Raw genomic sequence first — 19,409 nt, 5'->3', positions numbered from 1 at the left:
CGCATCCTCACACGGACGCGCTCACCCGGTGGCGTCGCGCAGCTCGCTCACCAGTGGGACCTCCAGCACCCGGTCCGAGGACATCCACTCCCGCAGCGCGTGGGTGGCCAGCACGTCGTCGGTGTTGTAGCCGAGCAGCCGCTCCCGCTGGACCGGGTCGGGCTCCCCGCCGTCGAGCGCGACGGCGGCGCGGTACCAGCGCATGGAGTTCTCCCCGCCCGCCTCCGGGTCCCGCCACGAGAACCCGGCGGCGGGGGCGATCTTCTTCAGCCCCTTGCCCTGCGCGCACAGGAACCAGGTGGAGACCACGCCGTAGAGGTCCACCCAGCACGGGTCCGCGACGAACGCGCGCACCTCGGCCTCGGTCGGCACCCCGGGCATCCCGGCGAACCGCTGCGCCGAGGCGAACATCCAGCGGTTCTCGGCCTGCTCGTTGTAGCAGTACGCGGCGAACGTGCGCCCGGACGCGAGCGCGGTCGCACGCACACCGGTGAACCAGGTCCAGAACTCGCCGAACGAGCGGCCCTCGTCGCGGGTGGGGAGCGGGTCCCAGGTCGCGAACGCCCGGTAGCCGGGCTCCGGGTCGCCGTCGCGGGCACCGCCGGGCAGCGTCAGCAGCGCACCCCACAGGTAGGCGCCGGACTCGCCGAAGCTCTCCATGTCGACGTCGACCTCGACGTCGGCGCGGGTGACCGGCACCCGCGGCACCCGGCGGGCGACGGCGAGACCCCGCCGGCGCGCGCGGGCCAGCGCGACGAGGTCGGAGAACGGCGGCCCGGGCAGCGGACCGGTCAGCTCGGCGGGCGGGGCCGCCGGGTCCAGCGCGGCCAGCCCCGCGACGGTCGCGACGCCCGACTCCCGCAGCAGCCGCGCCGTCTCGCCGTGGGCGACCAGGCTGACGTCGTCGACCTCCTCCAGCTCGGCCTCGCACGTCGGCCACCAGGGGCAGCGGCGGCACTCGGTGATCCGCGACGGCGCCGCGAGCGCGGGGCCGCCGGTCGCGGCGGACCGGGCGACGGCGGCGCGGTCGGCGAACCGGGCGTCGTACTCCTCCAGCGTGGACCGGCCGCCGGGCCAGTGCCCGGCCCGCAGGTCGTGCCAGACGACCACGTCCGCGTCGAGCCCGATCACGCCGCCGAGCCGCGGGGCCGACTCCGGCGGCGCCCAGCCCGCGGCCTCCAGCAGCCGGGTCAGCTGGGCCAGGGCCAGCAGGTCGCGCGGCTGGGAGCGGACCTTGCGGTCCGGGTCGTGCCGGGCGCGCTGCGGCCACGGGTCGGTGACGGCGGTGGTGCGCGCCCCCTCCCCCGGATCGGTGATCTGGCGGCGCACGACGAGCAGCGGTACGTAGCCCCCGGTGGGCGCGCGCACGAGCAGCTCCGCGGTGCCGCGCCGGTCGCCGTCGACGGGCAGGACCGCGCCCCAGACCAGCGGCGCACCGGCCGCGACGAGTTCGGCCGTGCGCTCCGCGCGGGCCGCCCGCGGTCCAGCGCCTGCCCCGGCGGGCCCGGCCGCGCCGTCCGGCCAGGTGCTCGCCCAGTCCGCACCCCAGGTGCGCGCGAGCAGCTCGCCGATCCGCTCCCGGTGCGCCGCCGCGTCGGCCCGGCGCTGCTCGATCGCCGGATCCGGCAGCGCCCGCGGCCGCTCCGACGCCGACGGGTCGTGGTCCAGGTGCACCCGACGACGGCACCCGCTCAGCGCCGCCGCGTCCAGCAGGACACGGGGCGCGGTACGGGGTCCGGTCGAAGTGCTCACGGCTCCCGAGGGTAGAGACCACCCCCGACAGGACCGGATCCGCGTGACGCGCCGTTCCCCCGGCCGGGTGGTGTCGGTCCTGCGCGGGCGGTGGGCGGGGCCCTAGGCTGCGTCGACACGGCGATCATCTGCCGAGCCGACCCGGGAGGACACGACATGGGACTGCTGCGCAGGAAGCCGAGCGCGGGCGAGCGCGCCGCGGCGGCGACCAGGGAGGCGGCGGTCGACGCGTCGGAACGGGTGCAGTCGGCCACGGTCCAGACCCTCGAGTACACCCGCGAGACCGCCGACAAGGCCGCCGAGAAGCTGCACCGGCGCGCGGTGAAGGCCCGCAAGAAGGCCGAGGCGGCGTCACGACGGGCGGAGAAGGCCGGCCGCAGGGCCGCGCGCAGCACGCGTCGCGCCGTCGGCGAGGGCACCGCCACCGCGAACAGCCTGCTGAGCTCGGCCGACCTCAAGGCCCGCTCGGCCGACCGGAAGGTCGCCAAGGCGGCCGCGAAGGCCGACGCGAGCGCCCGCAAGGCCGAGGCCAAGGCCTCGCACGCCGCGGAGAAGGGCAGGCTCAAGAGCGAGACGCTGGCCGCGAAGCAGGCCGAGCGCGAGCGCAGGGCCCGCGAGTGGAACGCCAAGAAGGTCCAGCGCTACCTGGGCATGGCCAAGGTCCTCGCGCCGCTGCTGGCGCCGTACGCGATGGCCGCGGCCGGGTCGCTGCGTCACCGCCTCGACGACCACCGCTCCCGGCGCCTCGGCGTGTCCCCGGACGAGCTGGGCGGCTACTCCGGCCCCGGCGGCCGGCTGCACGCGCGGCTGTCCCGGATCGCGCGCACCATCACCGAGCTGCGCGAGGACGGGACCGTCGACCGCGACCAGGCCGCGAAGCGGTTCGCCGACGAGACCGAGCCGCGGCTGCACGACCTCGCCGCCGCCGTCCGGGCCGCGGAGAACATGCCCGCCGCCCGCCGCAAGGCCGCCTTCCGCACGGTGTCGGCCGACCTGGACCGCCTCGAGGTCCGTCTGCTCGACCACCTGGGCGTGCGCTCCTGAACCCGCTCCTGCGGGCCCGGTCGACACCGGGCCCGCGGGTCGAGCGCGCTACGCGCGGTAGTTCTCCAGCAGCCGCAGCCACACCTCGCTGATCGTGGGGAACGCGGGCACGGCGTGCCACAGCCGGGACAGCGGCACCTCGCCGACCACCGCGATCGTCGCCGCGTGCAGCAGCTCGGCGACCCCGGGCCCGACGAAGGTGACCCCGAGCAGCACCTCGCGCTGCGGGTCGACGACGGCGATCACCCGGCCGGACCAGTCGTCCGCGGTGAGCGAGGACCCGGCGACGGCGATGTCCATGTCGACCACCCGCACGTCGAGTCCCTCGGCGCGGGCGACCGCCGCCGTCCGGCCGACCCAGGCGACCTCGGGGTCGGTGAACACGACCTGGGGCACCGCGTGGTGGTCGGCGGTCGCCGCGTCCTCGCCCCAGGCGGCGTCGTCGAGCGGACGGCCCGCGGCGCGCGCGGCGATCGCGTGCGCGGCGATCCGGGCCTGGTACTTGCCCTGGTGGGTGAGCGGGGCCCGCCCGTTGACGTCGCCGACGGCGTAGAGCCAGTCCCCGGCGGCCAGCCCCGAGTCGTCGACGACGATCTCGCCGCGCCGCCCGAGGCCCACCCCGACCGAGTCCAGGTCCAGCCCGTCGGTCGCCGGACGGCGCCCGGTCGCGACGAGCAGCCGGTCCACCTCGACCTCGTCCCCGCCGCCGCGCAGCACCGTCGCGTCCCCGGCCCGGCGCACCTCGTCCAGGCCGGTGCCCAGCCGCAGGTCGACGCCTGCCTCCCGCAGCCCGGCCGCGACCCGTTCGGAGGCCTGCGGCTCGGCGCCGGGCAGCACCCGGTCGCCGTGGTTGAACAGCGTGACCCGGGCGCCCAGCCGGGCGTGGGCCAATGCCATCTCGCAGCCGACGACACCGCCGCCGAGCACCCCGAGCCGGCGCGGGACCTCCTTCACCGAGGTCGCCTCGCGCGAGCCCCAGTACTCGACCGTGTCCAGCCCCGCGACGTGCGGGACGACCGGCACGCTGCCGGTCGCGACGACGACGGCGTGGCGCGCGGTCACCTCGGTCTCGGTGCCGTCGGCCGCGGTCACGAGGACGCGCCTGGTCCCGGCCAGCCGCCCCCGGCCACGCAGCACGGTGACCCCGGCTCCCTCGGCCCACTGCACCTGGCCGGCGTCGTCCCAGTCGGAGGTGAAGCTCGTGCGGCGTTCGAGGACCTTCGCCGGGTCGAACTCGGCCCGCACCCCGGGCAGCCGCCGGGCGTCGGCGACGGCCTGCGGGGTGCGCAGCAGTGCCTTCGACGGGATGCAGGCCCAGTACGAGCACTCCCCGCCGACCAGCTCGGCCTCCACCAGCGCCGCGGACAGGCCGGCGTCCACCGCGTAGCCCGCGGCGTTCTCACCGACCGGGCCCGCTCCGATCACGACGACGTCGTAGCTGTGCTCGCTCATGGCACCGACCTTCCCGCAGGAGGCCGGTCCCATGTCACCCCAGAGCGGTGACGGCGTCGACGAGTTCGGTGTCGCCGCCGCGCAGCTCCAGGGTGAGCCCCGCCGTCCACGGTGCGGCAAGCAGCGCGGCGACGGCCGCGGCGGAGTCGTCGCGGGTCACCTCGCCGTACTCGACCGGCGGCGGGGCGAGGGTGACCCGCCCGGTGCCCGGGTCGTTCGTGAGCTTCCCGGGGCGCAGGATCGTCGCGTCGAGGCGCCCGTCGCCGCGGATCGCGTCCTCGGCGGCCTTCTTCGCCCGGATGTAGGCGGCCCAGACCTCGCCGCGCTCGGGGTCGGGCTCGGTGTCCACCCCGGACGAGGAGATCAGCAGGTAACGGCGGACGCCCGCCCCGGCAGCCGCGTCGGCGAGCAGGGTGGCCCCGTCGCGGTCCACGGTCTCCTTGCGCTCGACACCGCTGTTCGGCCCGGCCCCCGCCGCGAAGACGACGGCGTCGGCGCCGGTCAGGTGCCCCGCGAGGTCCGCGGCGGAGACCTTCTCCAGGTCCGCCACGACCGGGCTCGCCCCGGTGGCCGCCACCTCGTCGGTGTGGTCGGGGTTGCGCACGATCGAGCGCACCGTGTGCCCCTGCCCGGCGAGCAGGGTGGACAGTCGCAGCGCGATCTGTCCGTGTCCTCCGGCGATGACCACGTCCATGCGGGCCACGCTAGGCCGGACGGGCGCTCACCGCCTGTTCGGCTTGAGCGTCCAGACGATCGTCATGGCACCGGTCTGCACGCCCTGGGCGTCGGTGATGGTGACATCGACGGTGAACTCCGGGCGGGTCCCGGCGTCGAGCTCGGCGAGCACCTCACCGGCCGGGCGGGTCAGCACGGCCTCGGCCCGCAGGTCGCCCTTGGCGAGCTTGAGGTAGCGGATCTCCGAGCGCACGACCAGCGGTACGGCGCGGTCCCCGGCCGAGGCGAACGCGGCCAGGCCGACCGCGCCGGAGGCGGTCTCGCCCAGTCCGAACATCACCGCGGCGTGCGGCCCGCCGACGTGGTTGTGCTGGTCGGAGCGGTCGGGGAGGAACGCCTCGACCCGGTCGGTGGTGATCGCCCCGAAGGTGATCCCGGCGGTGGTCACCCACGGCACCGCCGGCGTCATCGCACCGGCGACCCAGCTCGCGTCATCAGCCATGAGCCGACCCTACTCGTCGGTAACCTCCAGGGAAAGCGACGCCCGTTTCCTCATGGTTCTCGCTGTGCGAGAACGAACCCCCTTGTCCGTCGTGCACAACGGGGTTGAGATCGATGTGACAGCAGGCACACCTAGTCCCACCACCACGACGCGCAACGCCGCGCGTCCGAGGCTCGGAGGTACCGCCAGTGAAGGCCGTGCGGGTGCACGCGTACAAGCAGGACCCCCAGATCGACGAGATCGAGGAACCGACGATCCAGGGTCCGCTCGACGTCATCGTCAAGATCGGCGGTGCCGGCGTGTGCCGCACCGACCTCCACATCATCGACGGGGACTGGGCCGACATCCAGAACCCCGACCTGCCCTACGTGATCGGCCACGAGAACGCGGGTTGGGTGCACGCGGTCGGCGACGGCGTCACCAACGTCAAGGTCGGCGACACCGTCATCCTGCACCCGCAGCCGTCGTGCGGGCTGTGCACCATGTGCCGCTACGGGCGCGACATGCAGTGCACCGGGGACGCGTTCTTCCCCGGCCTGTCCAACAACGACGGCGGCATGGCCGAGTACCTGCGCACCACCGCGCGGTCCTGCGTGAAGCTGAACCCGGAGACGAACCCGGCCGACGTCGCCGCGCTCGCCGACGCGGGCATCACCGCCTACCACGCGGTCCGCAAGGCGGTGCCGTTCCTCTACCCGGGCACCACCGCGGTCGTGCAGGGTGCGGGCGGGCTGGGCCACATCGGCATCCAGGCACTCGCCGCGCTGACCGCCACCAAGATCATCGTCGTGGACCGGAACCCGGACGCGCTGGAGCTGGCGAAGCAGATCGGCGCCGAGGAGACCGTCGTCGCCGACGGCAACCAGGTCGAGGCCGTCCAGGAGCTCACCGGCGGCGGCGCCACGGTGGTCTTCGACTTCGTCGCCGAGCAGGGCGCGGAGAACGACGCCTGGGCGATGACCGGCCCGGCCGGCTACAACTTCGTCCTCGGCTACGGCGGCACCCTGTCCGCCCCCACGCTGGACTTCGTCGCCGGCGAGAAGAACGTCATCGGCAACATCGTCGGCACCTACAACGACCTGGCCGAGCTCATGGTCCTGGCCCAGGCCGGGAAGGTCACCCTGCACACCGTCCAGTACAAGCTCGACCAGGCACTGGAGTCGCTGCACGACCTGGACGCGGGCAAGGTCCGCGGCCGGGCGATCCTCGTTCCCTGACTGGTCAGTCATACGTACGTACAAGACGAACGTTCTTTCCCTGACCCACCACCGATCAGCAGAGCTGCTGACGCAGGAGGAACCACATGTACGAAAAGGACGGCGAGAAGTACTTCATCGTCGACTCCCACAGCCACTTCTGGGACGCCTCCCGGGAGAACTGGGTCGAGGGTCGCGAGCAGTACGCCAAGGGCTGGATCGACTGCTTCTACGGCTACCACCAGCTCGGCCCGCCCGAGACCCACTGGGACTGGGAGCACTACCTCAAGGTCTCGCAGGACGACTTCGAGCGCGACGTCTTCATCGAAGGCCACGTCGACCACTCGATCTTCCAGTCGACGTACCTCAAGGAGTGGTACAAGAACGGCTTCAACACCGCCGACCAGAACGCGGCGCTGCTGGAGAAGTGGGGCGACCGGATCATCGTCAACGGGCGTTTCGACCCGCGTGACGGCGACGAGGGCATGAAGGAGTTCGAGGCGGACTGCGCGAAGTACCGGCACAAGGGCGTGAAGCTCTACACCGCGGAGTGGAACGGCAGCTCCCGCGGCTACAAGCTCACCGACCCGGAGTGCTACCGCTTCCTGGAGCGGGCCCAGGAGCTGGGCATCAAGAACATCCACGTCCACAAGGGCCCGACGATCTGGCCGCTGGACAAGGACGCGTTCGACGTCGCCGACGTCGACCACGCGGCCACCGACTTCCAGGGCCTGAACTTCATCGTCGAGCACGTCGGCCTGCCGCGCATCGAGGACTTCTGCTTCATGGCGGTGCAGGAGCCCAACGTCTACGCCGGCCTGTCGGTCGTCGTCGGCGGCCTGATGCACGCCCGCCCGAAGTTCTTCGCCAAGGTGATGGGCGAGCTGCTGTTCTGGGTCGGCGAGGACAAGATGACCTTCGGCAGCGACTACAACATCTGGACGCCGAAGTGGCAGGTCGAGGGCCTGGTCGACTGGCAGATGCCCGACGACGACCAGTTCGCCGACTACCCGCGCCTCACCACCGCGTCGAAGAAGAAGATCCTCGGCCTCAACGCGGCGAAGCTCTACGACATCGAGGTCCCGGCCGACTGCCGGCTGCCCGACACCACCGCCGACGAACCCATGGCGCCGGGCGAGGAGCTCGTCGACAACACGGCGGGGGCGCAGGCGTGACCCCGCGGCCTGCTGAGAGCCCGCTCCGGCAGGCCGTGTGGTCCGCGCTGGGGACGGTGCTCGACCCGGAGCTGGACGAGCCGATCACCGAGCTCGACTTCGTCGAGTCGTGGACCGTCTCGCCCGCCGGTGAGGTCACCGTCGGGCTCCGGCTGCCGACGTTCTTCTGCGCTCCGAACTTCTCGTTCCTGATGGTCGCCGACGCCTACGACGCGGTGACCGCGGTACCGGGAGTGACGAGGGCGGAGGTGACGCTGGCCGACCACCACGCCTCCGACGAGATCAACGGTGGGGTCGCGGCGCACGCCGGGTTCGTCAAGTCCTTCGAGGGCTCGATCAACGGGGAGGCCGCGGCCGAGCTGGACGAGCTGCGGCACACGTTCCTGGCCAAGGCCGCGCTGGCCGGCCAGGACCGGGTGGCCCGCCCGCTCGTCGACGCCGGCCGGAGTCCCGACGAGCTGGCCGGGCTGACGCTCGGCGAGCTGGCCGGGACCGAGGCCGACACCGAGGAGCTGACCCGGATGCGGACCCGCCGGCGGACGATCGGCCTGCCCGCCGGCGACGACGCACCGCTGCTGATCCACTCCGACGGCACCGCCGTGACCGTCGAGCAGGTCCCGCTGCACCTGCGCCGCGCGCGGTTGCAGCGGGTCGGGATCGAGACCAACGGGGAGTACTGCAAGGGCCTGCTGAAGATCCGCTACGAGACCGGCCGGACGGCGGCGACCGCCGGCCGCTGACCACCGCACGCGACCTCCGGGCCGCGCCCCTCCCCGAGGGACGCGGCCCGGACGTGCGCACGCCCCCGGGTCCGCGCACTGAGCCGGAGTTCGCGCGCATCGCCGCAGTTCGCGCGCTGATCCGCAGTCCGCGCGCGTCACGGCACGCGCGGGGAACGGATCAGCGCGCGAACCGTGGATCATCCCGCGGGCGGGCCGGCGTCCAGGACGCGCACGGTGTCGGTGAGGCGGTAGCCCGCGCCGTGCGTGAACGGGGCCAGGGCGTCGAGCAGGGCCGCGCGGACGGCGGCGGGGCCGGCATGGCGCGCCGCGTGGCGCCCCGGACCGGACGCGAGCACGCCGGCGACGAGGTCGTCGGCGTCGTCGTGCACCACCGGGACCCGCACGACGGCGATCTCCCGGACCGCCAGCCCGGCGAGGCCGGCCAGCCGTTCCAGCCGGGAGGGGTCGGTCAGCGGGGGCGCGCCGACGCCGCTGCGATCCGGTCCGGGGTTGTTCTGCGGCGGCGGGGGCGCGGCCCCGGTGAGCGGGGCGAGCGCCGCCCCGATGACCGCGGCGTCGCACTCGTCGGGCGTGCCCCAGACCGTGGCCCGCACCGCACCGCCCGGCGCGCACACCCGGCCCGCCTCGCGCAGCGCGAGCACCGGGTTCGTGAGGTGCTCCAGCACCTGCACCAGAGCGACCAGGTCGAACGCGTCCTCGGCGAAGGGCAGCTCGTGGGCGTCGGCGACCTGCAGCATCGCCCCGGGAACGGCTCGCTCGGCGGCGGCGAGCGCGCGGGGTTCGGTGTCGACGCCGGTGACGGCCAGCCCGGCCGCCGCCGCGTCGACGAGCAGCCGTCCGGCCCCGCAGCCGACGTCGAGCAGCCGCGAGCCCGGCGCCGTTCCCGCCAGGACACGGTCGGACAGCGGGGACGCGGCAGCGGTGCTCACCCCACGGACGCTAGCCCCGCCGGCGCCCCGGTGGGGATGTCCCCGCGGCTCGACGCTCCGATCGGACGGGCTTCGAGCGGACGCGCTTCGGTGGCAGGGTCTCCACGACCGCGACCGCCTCGGCGACCCAGCCGGCGAGTTCCGGGCCGTCGAGGTCGTCGACGTCGGGCTCGCCGGTCACCCACAGCCAGCCGGCCATCTCGCGACCGCCCATCACCATGCGTGCGGTCCGCGGGCGCTCCAGCAGCTCCGCGGAGCGGTCCGCGGCCACCCGTACGAGCAGGCCGCCGCGCCCGCTCGCGGCCACGGTCAGGTGCCCGTCGAGCAGGAAGGCGTACCCGCCGAACATCCTCTTCTCGGTCACCGACCGCCCCGCGAGCAGGGCGCGGAGGCGGGCGGCGAGACCCTCGTCGTAGGCCACCGGGCGAGTATGGCCCTCAGCGGCCCCAGACGTCCTCGGCCACCGAGACGATCAGCTCCAGCTTGCGCTTCTGGTCGTCGACGGTCAGCTCGTTGCCCTCGACGGTGGAGGAGAACCCGCACTGCGGCGACAGACACAGCTGGTCCAGCGGCACGTACCGCGCCGCCTCGTCGATCCGGCGCTTGAGCGCGTCCGGGTCCTCCAATGCCCCGGACTTGGTCGTGACCAGCCCGAGCACCACCTGCTTGCCCTTCGGGACGAACCGCAGCGGGGCGAAACCACCGGAGCGCTCGTCGTCGAACTCGCAGAAGAAGCCGTCGACGCCGAGGGTGCCGAACAGCGCCTCGGCGACGTGGTCGTAGCCGCCCTCCGCGGCCCACGAGGACCGGTAGTTGCCCCGGCACATGTGGGTGGTGACGTACATGTCCGAGGGCCGGTCGGCGATGGCGGCGTTGATCTGGCGGATGTAGCGCAGGTGCTGGGTGTCCGGGTCGTCGCCCTTCGCGGCGAGCTCCTCACGGTGCGCCGGGTCGTTCAGGTAGGCCAGCGCGGTGTCGTCGAGCTGCAGGTAGCGGCACCCGCGTTCGTACATCGCCCGGAGCTGGTCGGCGTAGGCGCCGGACAGGTCGGACCAGAACTCCTCGATGTCGGGGTAGACGTCGGTGGAGATGACCGCCCGGCCGCCGCGGGCGTAGACCATGCTCGGCGAGGGGATCGTCAGCTTGGGGGTCGCCGTGGTGACCTGCGTGGCGAGGTAGTCGAACGCCGAGGCGAAGACGGGTTCGTCGAGGTGCACCCGGCCGTCGACCGTCATCCCGGCGGAGGTGAAGTTGTTCCGGCCCGCCGCGTTGCGCATCGCGACCTCGACCCGGCCGGAGGTCTTCGTGATGCCGCCGAGGGCGTAGATGAAGTCCATGTGCCAGGAGGTGCGGCGGAACTCGCCGTCGGTGGCCGACCGCAGGCCGACCGACTCCTGCAGCGCGACGACGTCGGTGATCGCCGCGTCCTCGGCCGCACGCAGGCCCGCGGCGTCGAGCTCACCCGCGGCGTGCCGCTCCCGGGCCGCGAGCAGGGCGGGCGGCCGCAGCAGTGAGCCGACGTGGTCGGCCCGGAAGGGCGGGGCGGTGCGGACGAGCGACTCCACTGTCTTCTCCGGCATCCGGCGAACGTATCGCCGTGTCCGCATGTCCGCCGACATCACTTCCGGATGATGGAAGGTCCATCGCACCCCGTCGCCCATCGGGCCACCCTGGCGGGCTCAGCCGGACGCGGCGACCCCCGGCGCGGCGGACAGGTGCCGGGCCAGCGGCACCGCGGCCTCGCGCACCGCGCGTTCGAGCTCCCAGCGGCGCCCGGTGAAGTCAGCCCGGCTGACGACGACCGACAGCGCGGCCCGGCCGCCCGGGTGCGGCACCGCCACCGCGAGCCCGGCCCGGCCGCGGGCGTGCTCCTCCACCTCCACCGCGACCCCCGCCGAGCGGACCCTCAGCAGGTCGCGGTCGAGCAGCCGCCGGTCGGTGAGCGTGTGCGGGGTCAGCGGCGCCAGCGGCCCGTGCCCGAGACCGAGGACGTCGGCCAGCCGGCCGCCGTCGAGCCCGGCGAGCAGGGCCTTGCCCGGTGCCGTCGCGTGCGCGGGCAGCGGCTCCCCGGTCACCGCGCCCGGTCCGGGGTGCGCCGCGCAGGTCTCGGTGTGGGCGACGACGACGTCGTCGGACCGCAGCACGGCCAGCACCACCGCCGCGCGGGCCGTGGTGTGCAGCTCGGCGAGCACCTCACGGGCCGGGGCGGGCGGCACGATCGGGTCGGTCATCCCCCGGTAGAGCCCGACGACGCGATAGCCCAGCCCGTACCCGCGCTCGGCGTGCAGGCGGACCAGGTAGCCCTCCTCGACGAGCGTCCCGAGCAGCCGGTAGGTCGTCGGCAACGGCAGCTCCAGCCGACGGGCGAGGGCCTTGGCGCTGACCCCGTCGCCCGCCTCGGCGACCGCCTCGAGGACCCGCAGCGCTCGGCGCAGCACCGCTCCAGCGCCGTCGCCGACCATCCGCCTAGTGTCGCTGCGGGACCGAGGGCACGCCAGGACCGGGAGGACGACATGGCAGGGGCGTTCCGGCCCGTCGACCGGGCGGGACTCGCGGCGCACCTGGCCGAGCGCGCCACGGAGCTGCCCGGCCGGGTGCGCGTGCTCGTCGACGGCGCCCCGCCAGCGGCCCCGCTGGAGCTGGCCGGGGCGGTGGCGGAGCGGCTGCGCGCCGGCGGCCGCCCCGCCCTGGCGGTGGACGCCGACGACTTCCTGCGCCCGGCCTCGGTCCGCCTGGAGCTCGGCCGTACCGACCCGGACATGTTCCTCGACGGCTGGCTCGACGAGCCCGCGCTGCGCCGCGAGGTCCTCGCCCCGATGGAACCCGAGGGCAGCGGCCTGGTGCTGCCCCGGCTGCGCGACACGGTGCGAGACCGCGCCTACCGCGACGAGCCGGTGCCCCTCGGGCCGGACGGGGTGGTGCTGCTCGCCGGCGGGCGGCTGCTGGGCCGGGGCCTGGCGGCCGAGCTGACCGTGCACCTGCGCGTCGGCGGGGCGGCGCTGCGGCGCCTGCTGGCCCCCGACGACGCGTGGACGGCCGCCGCGTACACCCGCTACGAGAGCGAGGGCGACCCCGGTTCGCACGCCGATGTCCTCGTGATGGCCGACCATCCCGACCGCCCGGCGCTGCGGGACGCCTGATCGGCGCACAGCGTCCGAGCACGGAGCGTGGCCGGAACCCGGAAAAGAGAAAAGCGAGACCGGAACGGGTGACACCCGGAACCGATCTCGCGATGGCGGTGGTGACCGCCGGAGGGGGAGAATCCCCGATGAGGGGAGGTGGTGGGCGAGGAGGGAGTTGAACCCTCACGTCCTTTCGGACACACGGACCTGAACCGTGCGCGTCTGCCATTCCGCCACTCGCCCGAGCGACACGAGAAAGTTAGCACCCTGCTCGGCGGTCGTTCGCAGGGGGGTCCCCTGCACGTCGACCACCGGCCGGAGGGGGTCGCGACGGGCGGGACACGGGATGCGCGGCGGCGCCGGGCCGGGTACATCGGAGGGCAGCACGCCGGTGGCACGGCGGGGCCGATCACCCGCTCGTGCCGGGCCCCGCCGGGCCCGGCGGATAACACAGATACGATCGGTCGCACATCACCGACACGCCGATGCGGATGGAGGAGATCTTTTGGGCCGCGTGGACCGCTTCGAGCGCCGACTTCAGGGGTTCGTGGGCGACGCCTTCGCGCGGGTCTTCGGAGGCAGTGTCGTCCCACAGGAAGTCGCACAGGCACTGCTGAGGGAAGCCGAGGACAACGTCGAGCAGCTCGCCGGAGGTCGCCAGCTGGCGCCCAACCGGTACACCGTTCTGCTCAGCCCCAGCGATCTCGACCGGATGGCGGGCGACGAGGACGGGGTCGTCCGATCCCTCTCGTCGCACGTGGCGAAAGAACTCACCGACCAGGGCTGGGACACCTACGGTGAGGTCGTAGTCTTTCTGGAGCGCTCCGAGGCGCTGCACACGGGACAATTCCGCACCCGCTCCGCTGTCGACCCCGACGCTTCCCGTCGGGCCGCCAACCGAGCACGCACCGCAGGAGAAGCACCCATGAGCCAGCAACCGGGCCACCCCGAGGAGAACGGGCAGTACGGATACGACCGGGGCGCACCCGGCGGGTACGGCCAGCAGACCTACGCTCCTCAGGGGTACGACCAGGAGCAGCAGGGCGGCTACGGCCAGCAGCAGCAGGGCGGGTACGACCAGTACGGGCAGCAGCAGGGCGGCTACGGCCAGCCCGGCTACGACCAGTACGGGCAGCAGCAGGGCGGCTACCCCCAGCAGGGCTACGGCCAGCCCCAGCAGGGCGGGTACGACCAGTACGGCCAGCAGGGCTACGGCCAGCCCCAGCAGGGCGGCTACCCCCAGCAGGGCTACGAGCAGGGCTACGACGGCTACGGCCAGCCCCAGCAGGGTGGCTACGGTCAGCCGCAGGGCTACGCCCAGCCCGGCTACCCGCAGCAGGGTGGCTACGACCAGGGCTACGACGGCGGCTACGGCCAGCAGCAGGGCTACGCCCAGCCCGGCTACCCGCAGCAGGGTGGCTACGACCAGGGCTACGACGGCCAGGGTTACGGCGGCCAGGGCGGCTGGGGCGCTCCCGCGCAGCTGACCGCCATGCTGATCCTGGACGACGGCTCGAACCGCAACTACCAGCTGGCCGAGGGCACCCACGTCATCGGCCGCGGTCAGGACTCCCAGTTCCGGCTCCCGGACACCGGCGTGTCCCGCCGGCACCTGGAGGTCACCTGGGACGGCCAGGTCGCGACCCTGAACGACCTGGGCTCGACCAACGGCACCACGGTGAACAACTCGCCGGTGCAGTCCTGCCAGCTGACCGACGGCGACGTGATCCGCGTGGGTCACTCCAGCCTGGTGTTCCGCACCCAGGGCTGAGCCACCCGCGGAGCGGAACCCGCGCAGCGACAGCGGTGCGTCCCCGCCCGCCCGGTGATCCACCGGGCGGGCGGAACGTGCAGAAACACGAGAAGGGCGAGTAGGACGACGTGCCGGAACTGGTACTGCAACTGACCCGGGGCGGCTTCCTGGCCCTCCTGTGGCTGTTCGTCCTGCTCGCGCTCCAGGTCGTCCGCTCCGACCTCTACGCGGCGTCCGGTCTCCGGGCGGCCGCACCCGGCCGTGCCGGCGGGGGCCGGGCCACCCGGGTCCGCGGCGGTGGCCGCGGCAAGGTGGCCCGCCAGCTGCTCGTCACCCAGGGTCCGCTGGCCGGCAGCCGCATCACGCTCGACTCCCGGCCGATCCTGATCGGCCGCGCCGACGACTCGACCCTCAAGCTCGACGACGACTACGCCTCCACCCGGCACGCGCGCATCTCGCAGCAGGGTGACGACTGGTACGTCGAGGATCTCGGGTCGACGAACGGCACCTATCTGGAACGTAATAAGGTCACCGGGCCCACCCGGGTCCCGCTGGGGACACCGGTCCGCATCGGCAAGACGGTGATCGAGCTGCGATCGTGACGGACACGGACCGACCATGAGGTACCGACCGTGAGCCCGACGCGACCGACCGCTCCCCCGGTGCCGCGGCCGTCCGACCGGTCCCGCGGCGCGGGATCCGACCGACGTGCCCCGACCGAAGCCGGAGCCGCCCCGTGACACTGGTGCTGCGCTACTCGGCCCGCAGTGACCGCGGACTGGTCCGGCAGAACAACCAGGACGCCGTCTACGCGGGCCCCCGCCTGCTCGCCCTCGCCGACGGCATGGGCGGCCACGCCGCGGGCGAGGTCGCCTCGTCCCTGGTGATCTCCGCACTGGCGCCGCTCGACGACGACGTGCCCGGCGACGACCTGCTCGCCGAGCTGCGGGACGCGACCCACGACGGCAACGAGGCGATCTCCCGCCACGTCGCCGAGGCCCCCGACCTCGAGGGCATGGGCACCACGCTGACCGCGATCCTGTTCGCGGGCTCGCGCCTGGGCATGGTCCACGTCGGCGACTCGCGCTGCTACCTCCTGCGTGACGGCGAGTTCACCCAGATCACCAAGGACGACACGTTCGTCCAGTCGCTGATCGACGAGGGCCGGATCACCGAGGAGGAGGCGCACACGCACCCGCAGCGGTCGCTGCTGCTGCGCGCCATCACCGGGCAGGACGTCGACCCGTCGCTGTCCATCCGCGAGGCCCGCGCCGGTGACCGCTTCCTGCTGTGCTCCGACGGCCTGTCCGGCCCGGTCAGCGACGAGACGCTGCACGACACGCTGACCGACTACGCCGACCCGCGCGAGTGCGCCGACCGACTGATCGAGCTGGCGCTGCGCGGCGGCGGGCCGGACAACATCACCTGCATCGTCGCCGACGTGGTGGACGTCGACTACGCCGACGACGCCCCGATCATCGGGGGCTCCGCCGGCCGCAACCCGCGCGCCGGCGACGGCGACTACCGCCACGACGAGCGGACCCCGCACTCCTCGGCGCAGCGCGCCGCCGCCACCACGCTGCCCCGCACCGAGCCGGTGCGCCTGGAGCCCGCCGCCGCGGAGCAGCCGCGGCGCCGGCGCGGCCTGCGTCCGGCGCTCGCCCTGCTGGGCGTGCTCGTGGTACTGGTGGCGGGCGTGTTCGTCGCCCGGGCCCTGGTGCTGCAGCAGTACTACGTCGCCGTCGACCAGAACCAGGTCGCGATCTACCAGGGCGTGCGCGGCAACGTGCTCGGGGTCCCGTTGCAGCGGGTGGTCGAGTCCACCGACATCGGCCTCGACGACCTGCCGCAGGCGGTCCGCAGCCAGGTCACCGACGGCATCGTCTCCGACGACGGCGAGACCGGTGCCCGGCAGACCGTCGACCGGCTCCGGGATCGCATGCTCCCGCTCTGCTCGACACTGAACCCGCCGCAGCCGCCCCCGGTCGTCCAGGTGCCCGGCGCCCCGCCGGTGACCACGACCCCGCTGCCGACCGCGACCCCGGAACCGGGCCGGAACTGCCGGCTCGACGGCTGATGGCCACGGGCAGCTCCGCCACGGAGCCGACCACGCCCACCGGCCGCGGCATCGAGCTGTTGATGCTGGGCCTGGCCGCCGTCCTCACCACCGGCGCGCTGGTCCTGGTCGAGGCGAACCAGGAGCAGTCGCTCACGACCGACCTGTTGTGGGTGGGCCTGGCGTACCTCGTGCTGTTCGCGGGGGCGCACGTGGCGGTGCGCTTCCTGGCGCCCTACGCCGATCCGCTGATCCTTCCGTCGGTCGCGCTGCTCAACGGCATCGGCCTGGTGATGATCCACCGGCTCGACCTGGCGAAGGCCGCCCGCGCCGAGGCCACCGGGAGCCCGGTGCCGAGTGGGCTGATCAGCGCCCAGATCACCTGGACCGTCGCCGGCCTGGCGTTGTTCGCGCTGGTGCTGTTCTTCGTCCGGGACCACCGCACCCTGGCCCGCTACGGCTACACCGCGGGCTTCGTCGGCCTGGTCTTCCTGGCGATCCCGGCGCTGCTGCCGTCGTCGATCTCCGAGGTCAACGGCGCCAAGCTGTGGATCCGCATCCCGGGCGGCCCCGGCATCCAGCCCGGCGAGTTCTCCAAGATCCTGCTGATCATCTTCTTCGCGGCCTACCTGGTCCAGAAGCGCAACCTGCTCTCCACCGCAGGCCGTCGCTTCCTGGGCATGGAGCTGCCCCGTGCCCGTGACCTGGCGCCGCTGCTCGTCGCCTGGGGGCTGTCGGTCGGCGTGCTCGTGCTGCAGCGCGACCTCGGCAGCTCGCTGTTGATCTTCGGCCTGGTGCTGGTGCTGCTCTACACCGCGACCGAACGCGTGTCGTGGATGGTGATCGGGCTGCTGGCGTTCTCCGGCGGCGCCGTCGTCGCCTACAACCTGTTCGGCCACGTGCAGACCCGCGTGCGGATCTGGCTGGACCCGTTCGCCGAATTCAGCGGCGGTGGCTACCAGCTCGCGCAGGCGCTGTTCGGGCTCGGCACCGGCGGCGTCGGCGGGACCGGGCTGGGTGCCGGCCGGCCGGACATCGTGCCCTTCGCCGAGTCCGACTTCATCTTCTCCTCGCTCGGCGAGGAGCTCGGGCTGATCGGGCTGGCCGCGATCATGCTCGTCTACCTGGTGCTCATCACCCGCGGACTGCGCTCGGCACTGGCCGTGCGCGACTCCTACGGGAAGCTGCTCGCGACCGGGCTGTCGTTCTCGGTCGCGCTGCAGATCTTCGTCGTCATCGGCGGGGTGACGAAGCTGATCCCGCTGACCGGCCTGACGCTGCCGTTCCTGTCCTACGGTGGCTCGTCGCTGCTGGCGAACTACGTGCTGGTGGCGATCCTGCTGCGGATCTCGCACGTGGCCAGGGCACCGCTGCCCGTCCGGCCCGCGAAGCCGCGGGCGCCGATCGCCGAGGCCAGCACCGAACTGGTCCAGCGTCCCGGTGCGGGCCGGTCCGACACCCGTGACGACAACCGCGCCGACGGTGCCGCCAACGCCGCCAACGCCGCCCAGAGGAGCGAGACGTGAACCGCCCGGTCCGCCGCGTGGCCCTCGCCGTGATGGTGATGATCGTGGTCCTGCTCGGCAACATCACCTACGTGCAGGTCGTCATGGCCGGCCAGTACCGGGACGACCCCCGCAACCAGCGCTCGCAGATCGACGAGTACTCGCGTCAGCGCGGGCAGATCGTCGCCGGCGGGCAGGTCCTCGCGCAGAGCGTCGAGGGGAACGGGCGGCTGCGCTTCGCGCGCCAGTACCCGCAGGGCGAGATGTTCGCGCCGGTCACCGGCTTCCTGTCGACCGTGTACGGCAAGACCGCGCTCGAGCGGTCCGCCGACGAGGTGCTCAACGGCACCGACGACCGGCTGTTCGTGCGCAGGCTGTCGGACCTCATCACCGGCCGGGACCCGGCGGGCGGCAACGTGGTGACCACCATCGACCCCGAGGTGCAGCGCGCCGCCTACGACGGGCTGGCCTCCCGCGGGTACACCGGCGCCGTCGTCGCGCTGGTGCCGCAGACCGGCGAGATCCTGGCGATGGCCTCGACTCCGTCGTTCGACCCGAACACGCTGGCCTCGCCCGACCCCGCCGAGCAGCAGCGGGCCTGGCAGCGCTACGGCGCCGAGGACCCGGACCCGAGGACCAACCGGGCGATCAACGAGATCGAGCCGCCCGGCTCGACGTTCAAGCTCGTCACCACCGCGGCCGCCCTGCAGAACGGTTACACCCCGGACAGCCAGCTCACGGCCGCCCGCAGCATCCAGCTGGCCGACTCCACGACGACCCTGGAGAACTACAACGGCTCGGCCTGCGGCGGCGGGGCGACGGCGTCGCTGCGCGAGGCGCTGGCGCGCTCCTGCAACACCGCGTTCGCCCAGCTCGGCGGCGAGCTCGGCGCGGACAAGCTCCGTGCCCAGGCCGAGGCGTTCGGCATCGGCCGCACCGACCTGCAGATCCCGATGCCGGTCACCGCGTCGCAGGTCGGCCCGATGTCCGACACCCCCTCCACCCAGCAGTCCGCGATCGGGCAGCGCGACGTCCGGCTGACCCCGATGCAGCTGGCGATGATCGGCGCCTCGATCGCCAACGGCGGCCAGACGATGGCCCCGCACCTGGTCAAGGAGATCCAGAGCCAGACCCTGGATGTCGTCGACACCACCGAGCCCGACCGGATGTCGCGGTCGATGCCGGCCGACGTGGCCCGCACCATGACCGACCTGATGGTCGGCTCGGAGGACCGGACCTCGGGCGGCGGCAAGATCACCGGCGTCCAGATCGCGTCGAAGACCGGTACCGCCGAGCACGGCACCGACCCGAAGAACACCCCGCCGCACGCCTGGTACGTGGCGTTCGCCCCGGCGGAGAACCCCAAGGTCGCGGTAGCGGTGCTCGTCGAGAACGGCGGCGACCGGGCGCTGGAGGCGACCGGTGGCTCCGTCGCGGCCCCGATCGGGCGGGCCGTGATCGCCGAGGCGCTGCGGGACGCCCAGTGAGCCCGCGGGACCCGGCCC

The 19,409-nt window shown here is 73.6% G+C and carries 18 protein-coding genes and 1 tRNA gene; 10 read left to right on the top strand and 9 right to left on the bottom strand.

The features are described 5' to 3' along the window. Window positions 1-21 precede the first annotated feature (21 nt). The gene (locus Ae331Ps2_RS10450) at window positions 22-1,752 is read right to left on the bottom strand and encodes a TM0106 family RecB-like putative nuclease (protein WP_075309227.1); all 1,731 of its coding nucleotides are present in this window, start codon (window positions 1,750-1,752) and stop codon (window positions 22-24) included. A gap of 156 nt (window positions 1,753-1,908) precedes the next feature. Here Ae331Ps2_RS10450 and Ae331Ps2_RS33165 point away from each other — a divergent pair, with 156 nt between their 5' ends. Continuing rightward, window positions 1,909-2,796, top strand: a complete 888-nt coding sequence (locus Ae331Ps2_RS33165) for a DUF6474 family protein (RefSeq protein WP_083695433.1) — start codon at window positions 1,909-1,911, stop codon at window positions 2,794-2,796. Window positions 2,797-2,844: 48 nt separating this feature from the next. Here the strand turns inward: Ae331Ps2_RS33165 and Ae331Ps2_RS10440 are convergent, their stop codons facing one another. From Ae331Ps2_RS10440 to Ae331Ps2_RS10430, 3 genes are read right to left on the bottom strand one after another with little or no spacing between them, the layout of a single operon-like run. Continuing rightward, window positions 2,845-4,248, bottom strand: coding sequence for an NAD(P)/FAD-dependent oxidoreductase (locus Ae331Ps2_RS10440; protein WP_075312589.1), 1,404 nt, complete (start codon window positions 4,246-4,248; stop codon window positions 2,845-2,847). A gap of 34 nt (window positions 4,249-4,282) precedes the next feature. Then, a complete protein-coding gene (locus Ae331Ps2_RS10435) occupies window positions 4,283-4,942 on the bottom strand; it encodes an NAD(P)H-binding protein (RefSeq protein WP_075309229.1) in 660 nt (219 codons plus the stop codon). 27 nt (window positions 4,943-4,969) lie between these two features. Further along, window positions 4,970-5,425 carry a DUF4442 domain-containing protein gene (locus Ae331Ps2_RS10430; RefSeq protein ID WP_075309230.1) on the bottom strand — a complete coding sequence of 152 codons (456 nt, stop codon included), beginning with the start codon at window positions 5,423-5,425 and terminating at the stop codon, window positions 4,970-4,972. A 188-nt stretch (window positions 5,426-5,613) separates the two neighbouring features. Between Ae331Ps2_RS10430 and Ae331Ps2_RS10425 the strand changes: the two genes are divergently transcribed. The 3 genes from Ae331Ps2_RS10425 (at window position 5,614) to Ae331Ps2_RS10415 (ending at window position 8,536) form a co-directional block, all read left to right on the top strand. Further along, on the top strand, window positions 5,614-6,642 hold the full coding sequence (locus Ae331Ps2_RS10425; protein ID WP_075309231.1) for an NAD(P)-dependent alcohol dehydrogenase: 1,029 nt from the start codon (window positions 5,614-5,616) through the stop codon (window positions 6,640-6,642). An 86-nt stretch (window positions 6,643-6,728) separates the two neighbouring features. Next, window positions 6,729-7,796 carry an amidohydrolase family protein gene (locus tag Ae331Ps2_RS10420; protein WP_020625500.1) on the top strand — a complete coding sequence of 356 codons (1,068 nt, stop codon included), beginning with the start codon at window positions 6,729-6,731 and terminating at the stop codon, window positions 7,794-7,796. Next, entirely contained in the window at window positions 7,793-8,536 is a 744-nt protein-coding gene (locus Ae331Ps2_RS10415) for an iron-sulfur cluster assembly protein (protein ID WP_075309232.1), read from the top strand. Before Ae331Ps2_RS10420 ends, Ae331Ps2_RS10415 begins: the two co-directional genes overlap by 4 nt. 179 nt (window positions 8,537-8,715) lie before the next feature. Here the strand turns inward: Ae331Ps2_RS10415 and Ae331Ps2_RS10410 are convergent, their stop codons facing one another. The 4 genes from Ae331Ps2_RS10410 to Ae331Ps2_RS10395 all read right to left on the bottom strand — a co-directional run bounded on the left by Ae331Ps2_RS10410 (window position 8,716) and on the right by Ae331Ps2_RS10395 (window position 11,930). After that, window positions 8,716-9,468 carry a class I SAM-dependent methyltransferase gene (locus tag Ae331Ps2_RS10410; protein ID WP_075309233.1) on the bottom strand — a complete coding sequence of 251 codons (753 nt, stop codon included), beginning with the start codon at window positions 9,466-9,468 and terminating at the stop codon, window positions 8,716-8,718. Between the two features lie 10 nt (window positions 9,469-9,478). Beyond that, entirely contained in the window at window positions 9,479-9,889 is a 411-nt protein-coding gene (locus tag Ae331Ps2_RS10405) for a TfoX/Sxy family protein (protein ID WP_083695432.1), read from the bottom strand. 16 nt (window positions 9,890-9,905) lie between these two features. Further along, the gene (locus Ae331Ps2_RS10400) at window positions 9,906-11,048 is read right to left on the bottom strand and encodes a 5-methyltetrahydropteroyltriglutamate--homocysteine S-methyltransferase (protein WP_075309234.1); all 1,143 of its coding nucleotides are present in this window, start codon (window positions 11,046-11,048) and stop codon (window positions 9,906-9,908) included. Between the two features lie 99 nt (window positions 11,049-11,147). Continuing rightward, window positions 11,148-11,930 carry an IclR family transcriptional regulator gene (locus tag Ae331Ps2_RS10395; protein ID WP_060713788.1) on the bottom strand — a complete coding sequence of 261 codons (783 nt, stop codon included), beginning with the start codon at window positions 11,928-11,930 and terminating at the stop codon, window positions 11,148-11,150. Window positions 11,931-11,981: 51 nt separating this feature from the next. On the opposite strand from Ae331Ps2_RS10395, the gene Ae331Ps2_RS10390 reads away from it, so the two are divergent. Then, complete coding sequence (locus tag Ae331Ps2_RS10390) at window positions 11,982-12,608, top strand: uridine kinase (RefSeq protein WP_075309235.1); 627 nt, start codon at window positions 11,982-11,984, stop codon at window positions 12,606-12,608. Between the two features lie 139 nt (window positions 12,609-12,747). On the opposite strand, the gene Ae331Ps2_RS10385 is transcribed toward Ae331Ps2_RS10390, so the two are convergent. Continuing rightward, window positions 12,748-12,833, bottom strand: a tRNA-Leu gene (locus Ae331Ps2_RS10385). A gap of 262 nt (window positions 12,834-13,095) precedes the next feature. Between Ae331Ps2_RS10385 and Ae331Ps2_RS10380 the strand changes: the two genes are divergently transcribed. The 5 genes from Ae331Ps2_RS10380 (at window position 13,096) to Ae331Ps2_RS10360 (ending at window position 19,391) form a co-directional block, all read left to right on the top strand. After that, the gene (locus Ae331Ps2_RS10380) at window positions 13,096-14,361 is read left to right on the top strand and encodes a DUF3662 and FHA domain-containing protein (RefSeq protein WP_075309236.1); all 1,266 of its coding nucleotides are present in this window, start codon (window positions 13,096-13,098) and stop codon (window positions 14,359-14,361) included. A gap of 110 nt (window positions 14,362-14,471) precedes the next feature. Beyond that, complete coding sequence (locus Ae331Ps2_RS10375) at window positions 14,472-14,945, top strand: FHA domain-containing protein (RefSeq protein WP_075309237.1); 474 nt, start codon at window positions 14,472-14,474, stop codon at window positions 14,943-14,945. Between the two features lie 134 nt (window positions 14,946-15,079). Beyond that, window positions 15,080-16,420 (top strand): PP2C family serine/threonine-protein phosphatase, encoded by a 1,341-nt coding sequence (locus Ae331Ps2_RS10370; RefSeq protein ID WP_075309238.1) that lies wholly within the window; start codon window positions 15,080-15,082, stop codon window positions 16,418-16,420. Further along, window positions 16,420-17,925 (top strand): FtsW/RodA/SpoVE family cell cycle protein, encoded by a 1,506-nt coding sequence (locus Ae331Ps2_RS10365; protein WP_083695430.1) that lies wholly within the window; start codon window positions 16,420-16,422, stop codon window positions 17,923-17,925. Before Ae331Ps2_RS10370 ends, Ae331Ps2_RS10365 begins: the two co-directional genes overlap by 1 nt. Beyond that, window positions 17,922-19,391: a penicillin-binding protein 2 gene (locus Ae331Ps2_RS10360; RefSeq protein ID WP_075309239.1), complete on the top strand. Its 1,470-nt coding sequence runs from the start codon at window positions 17,922-17,924 to the stop codon at window positions 19,389-19,391. Before Ae331Ps2_RS10365 ends, Ae331Ps2_RS10360 begins: the two co-directional genes overlap by 4 nt. The last annotated feature ends 18 nt before the right edge of the window (window positions 19,392-19,409 follow it).

The sequence above is a fragment of the Pseudonocardia sp. Ae331_Ps2 genome (assembly GCF_001932405.1).
Lineage (GTDB): Bacteria > Actinomycetota > Actinomycetes > Mycobacteriales > Pseudonocardiaceae > Pseudonocardia.
Note: the sequence above shows the minus strand (reverse complement) of the source record. Positions and strands in the feature narration are given on the sequence as shown.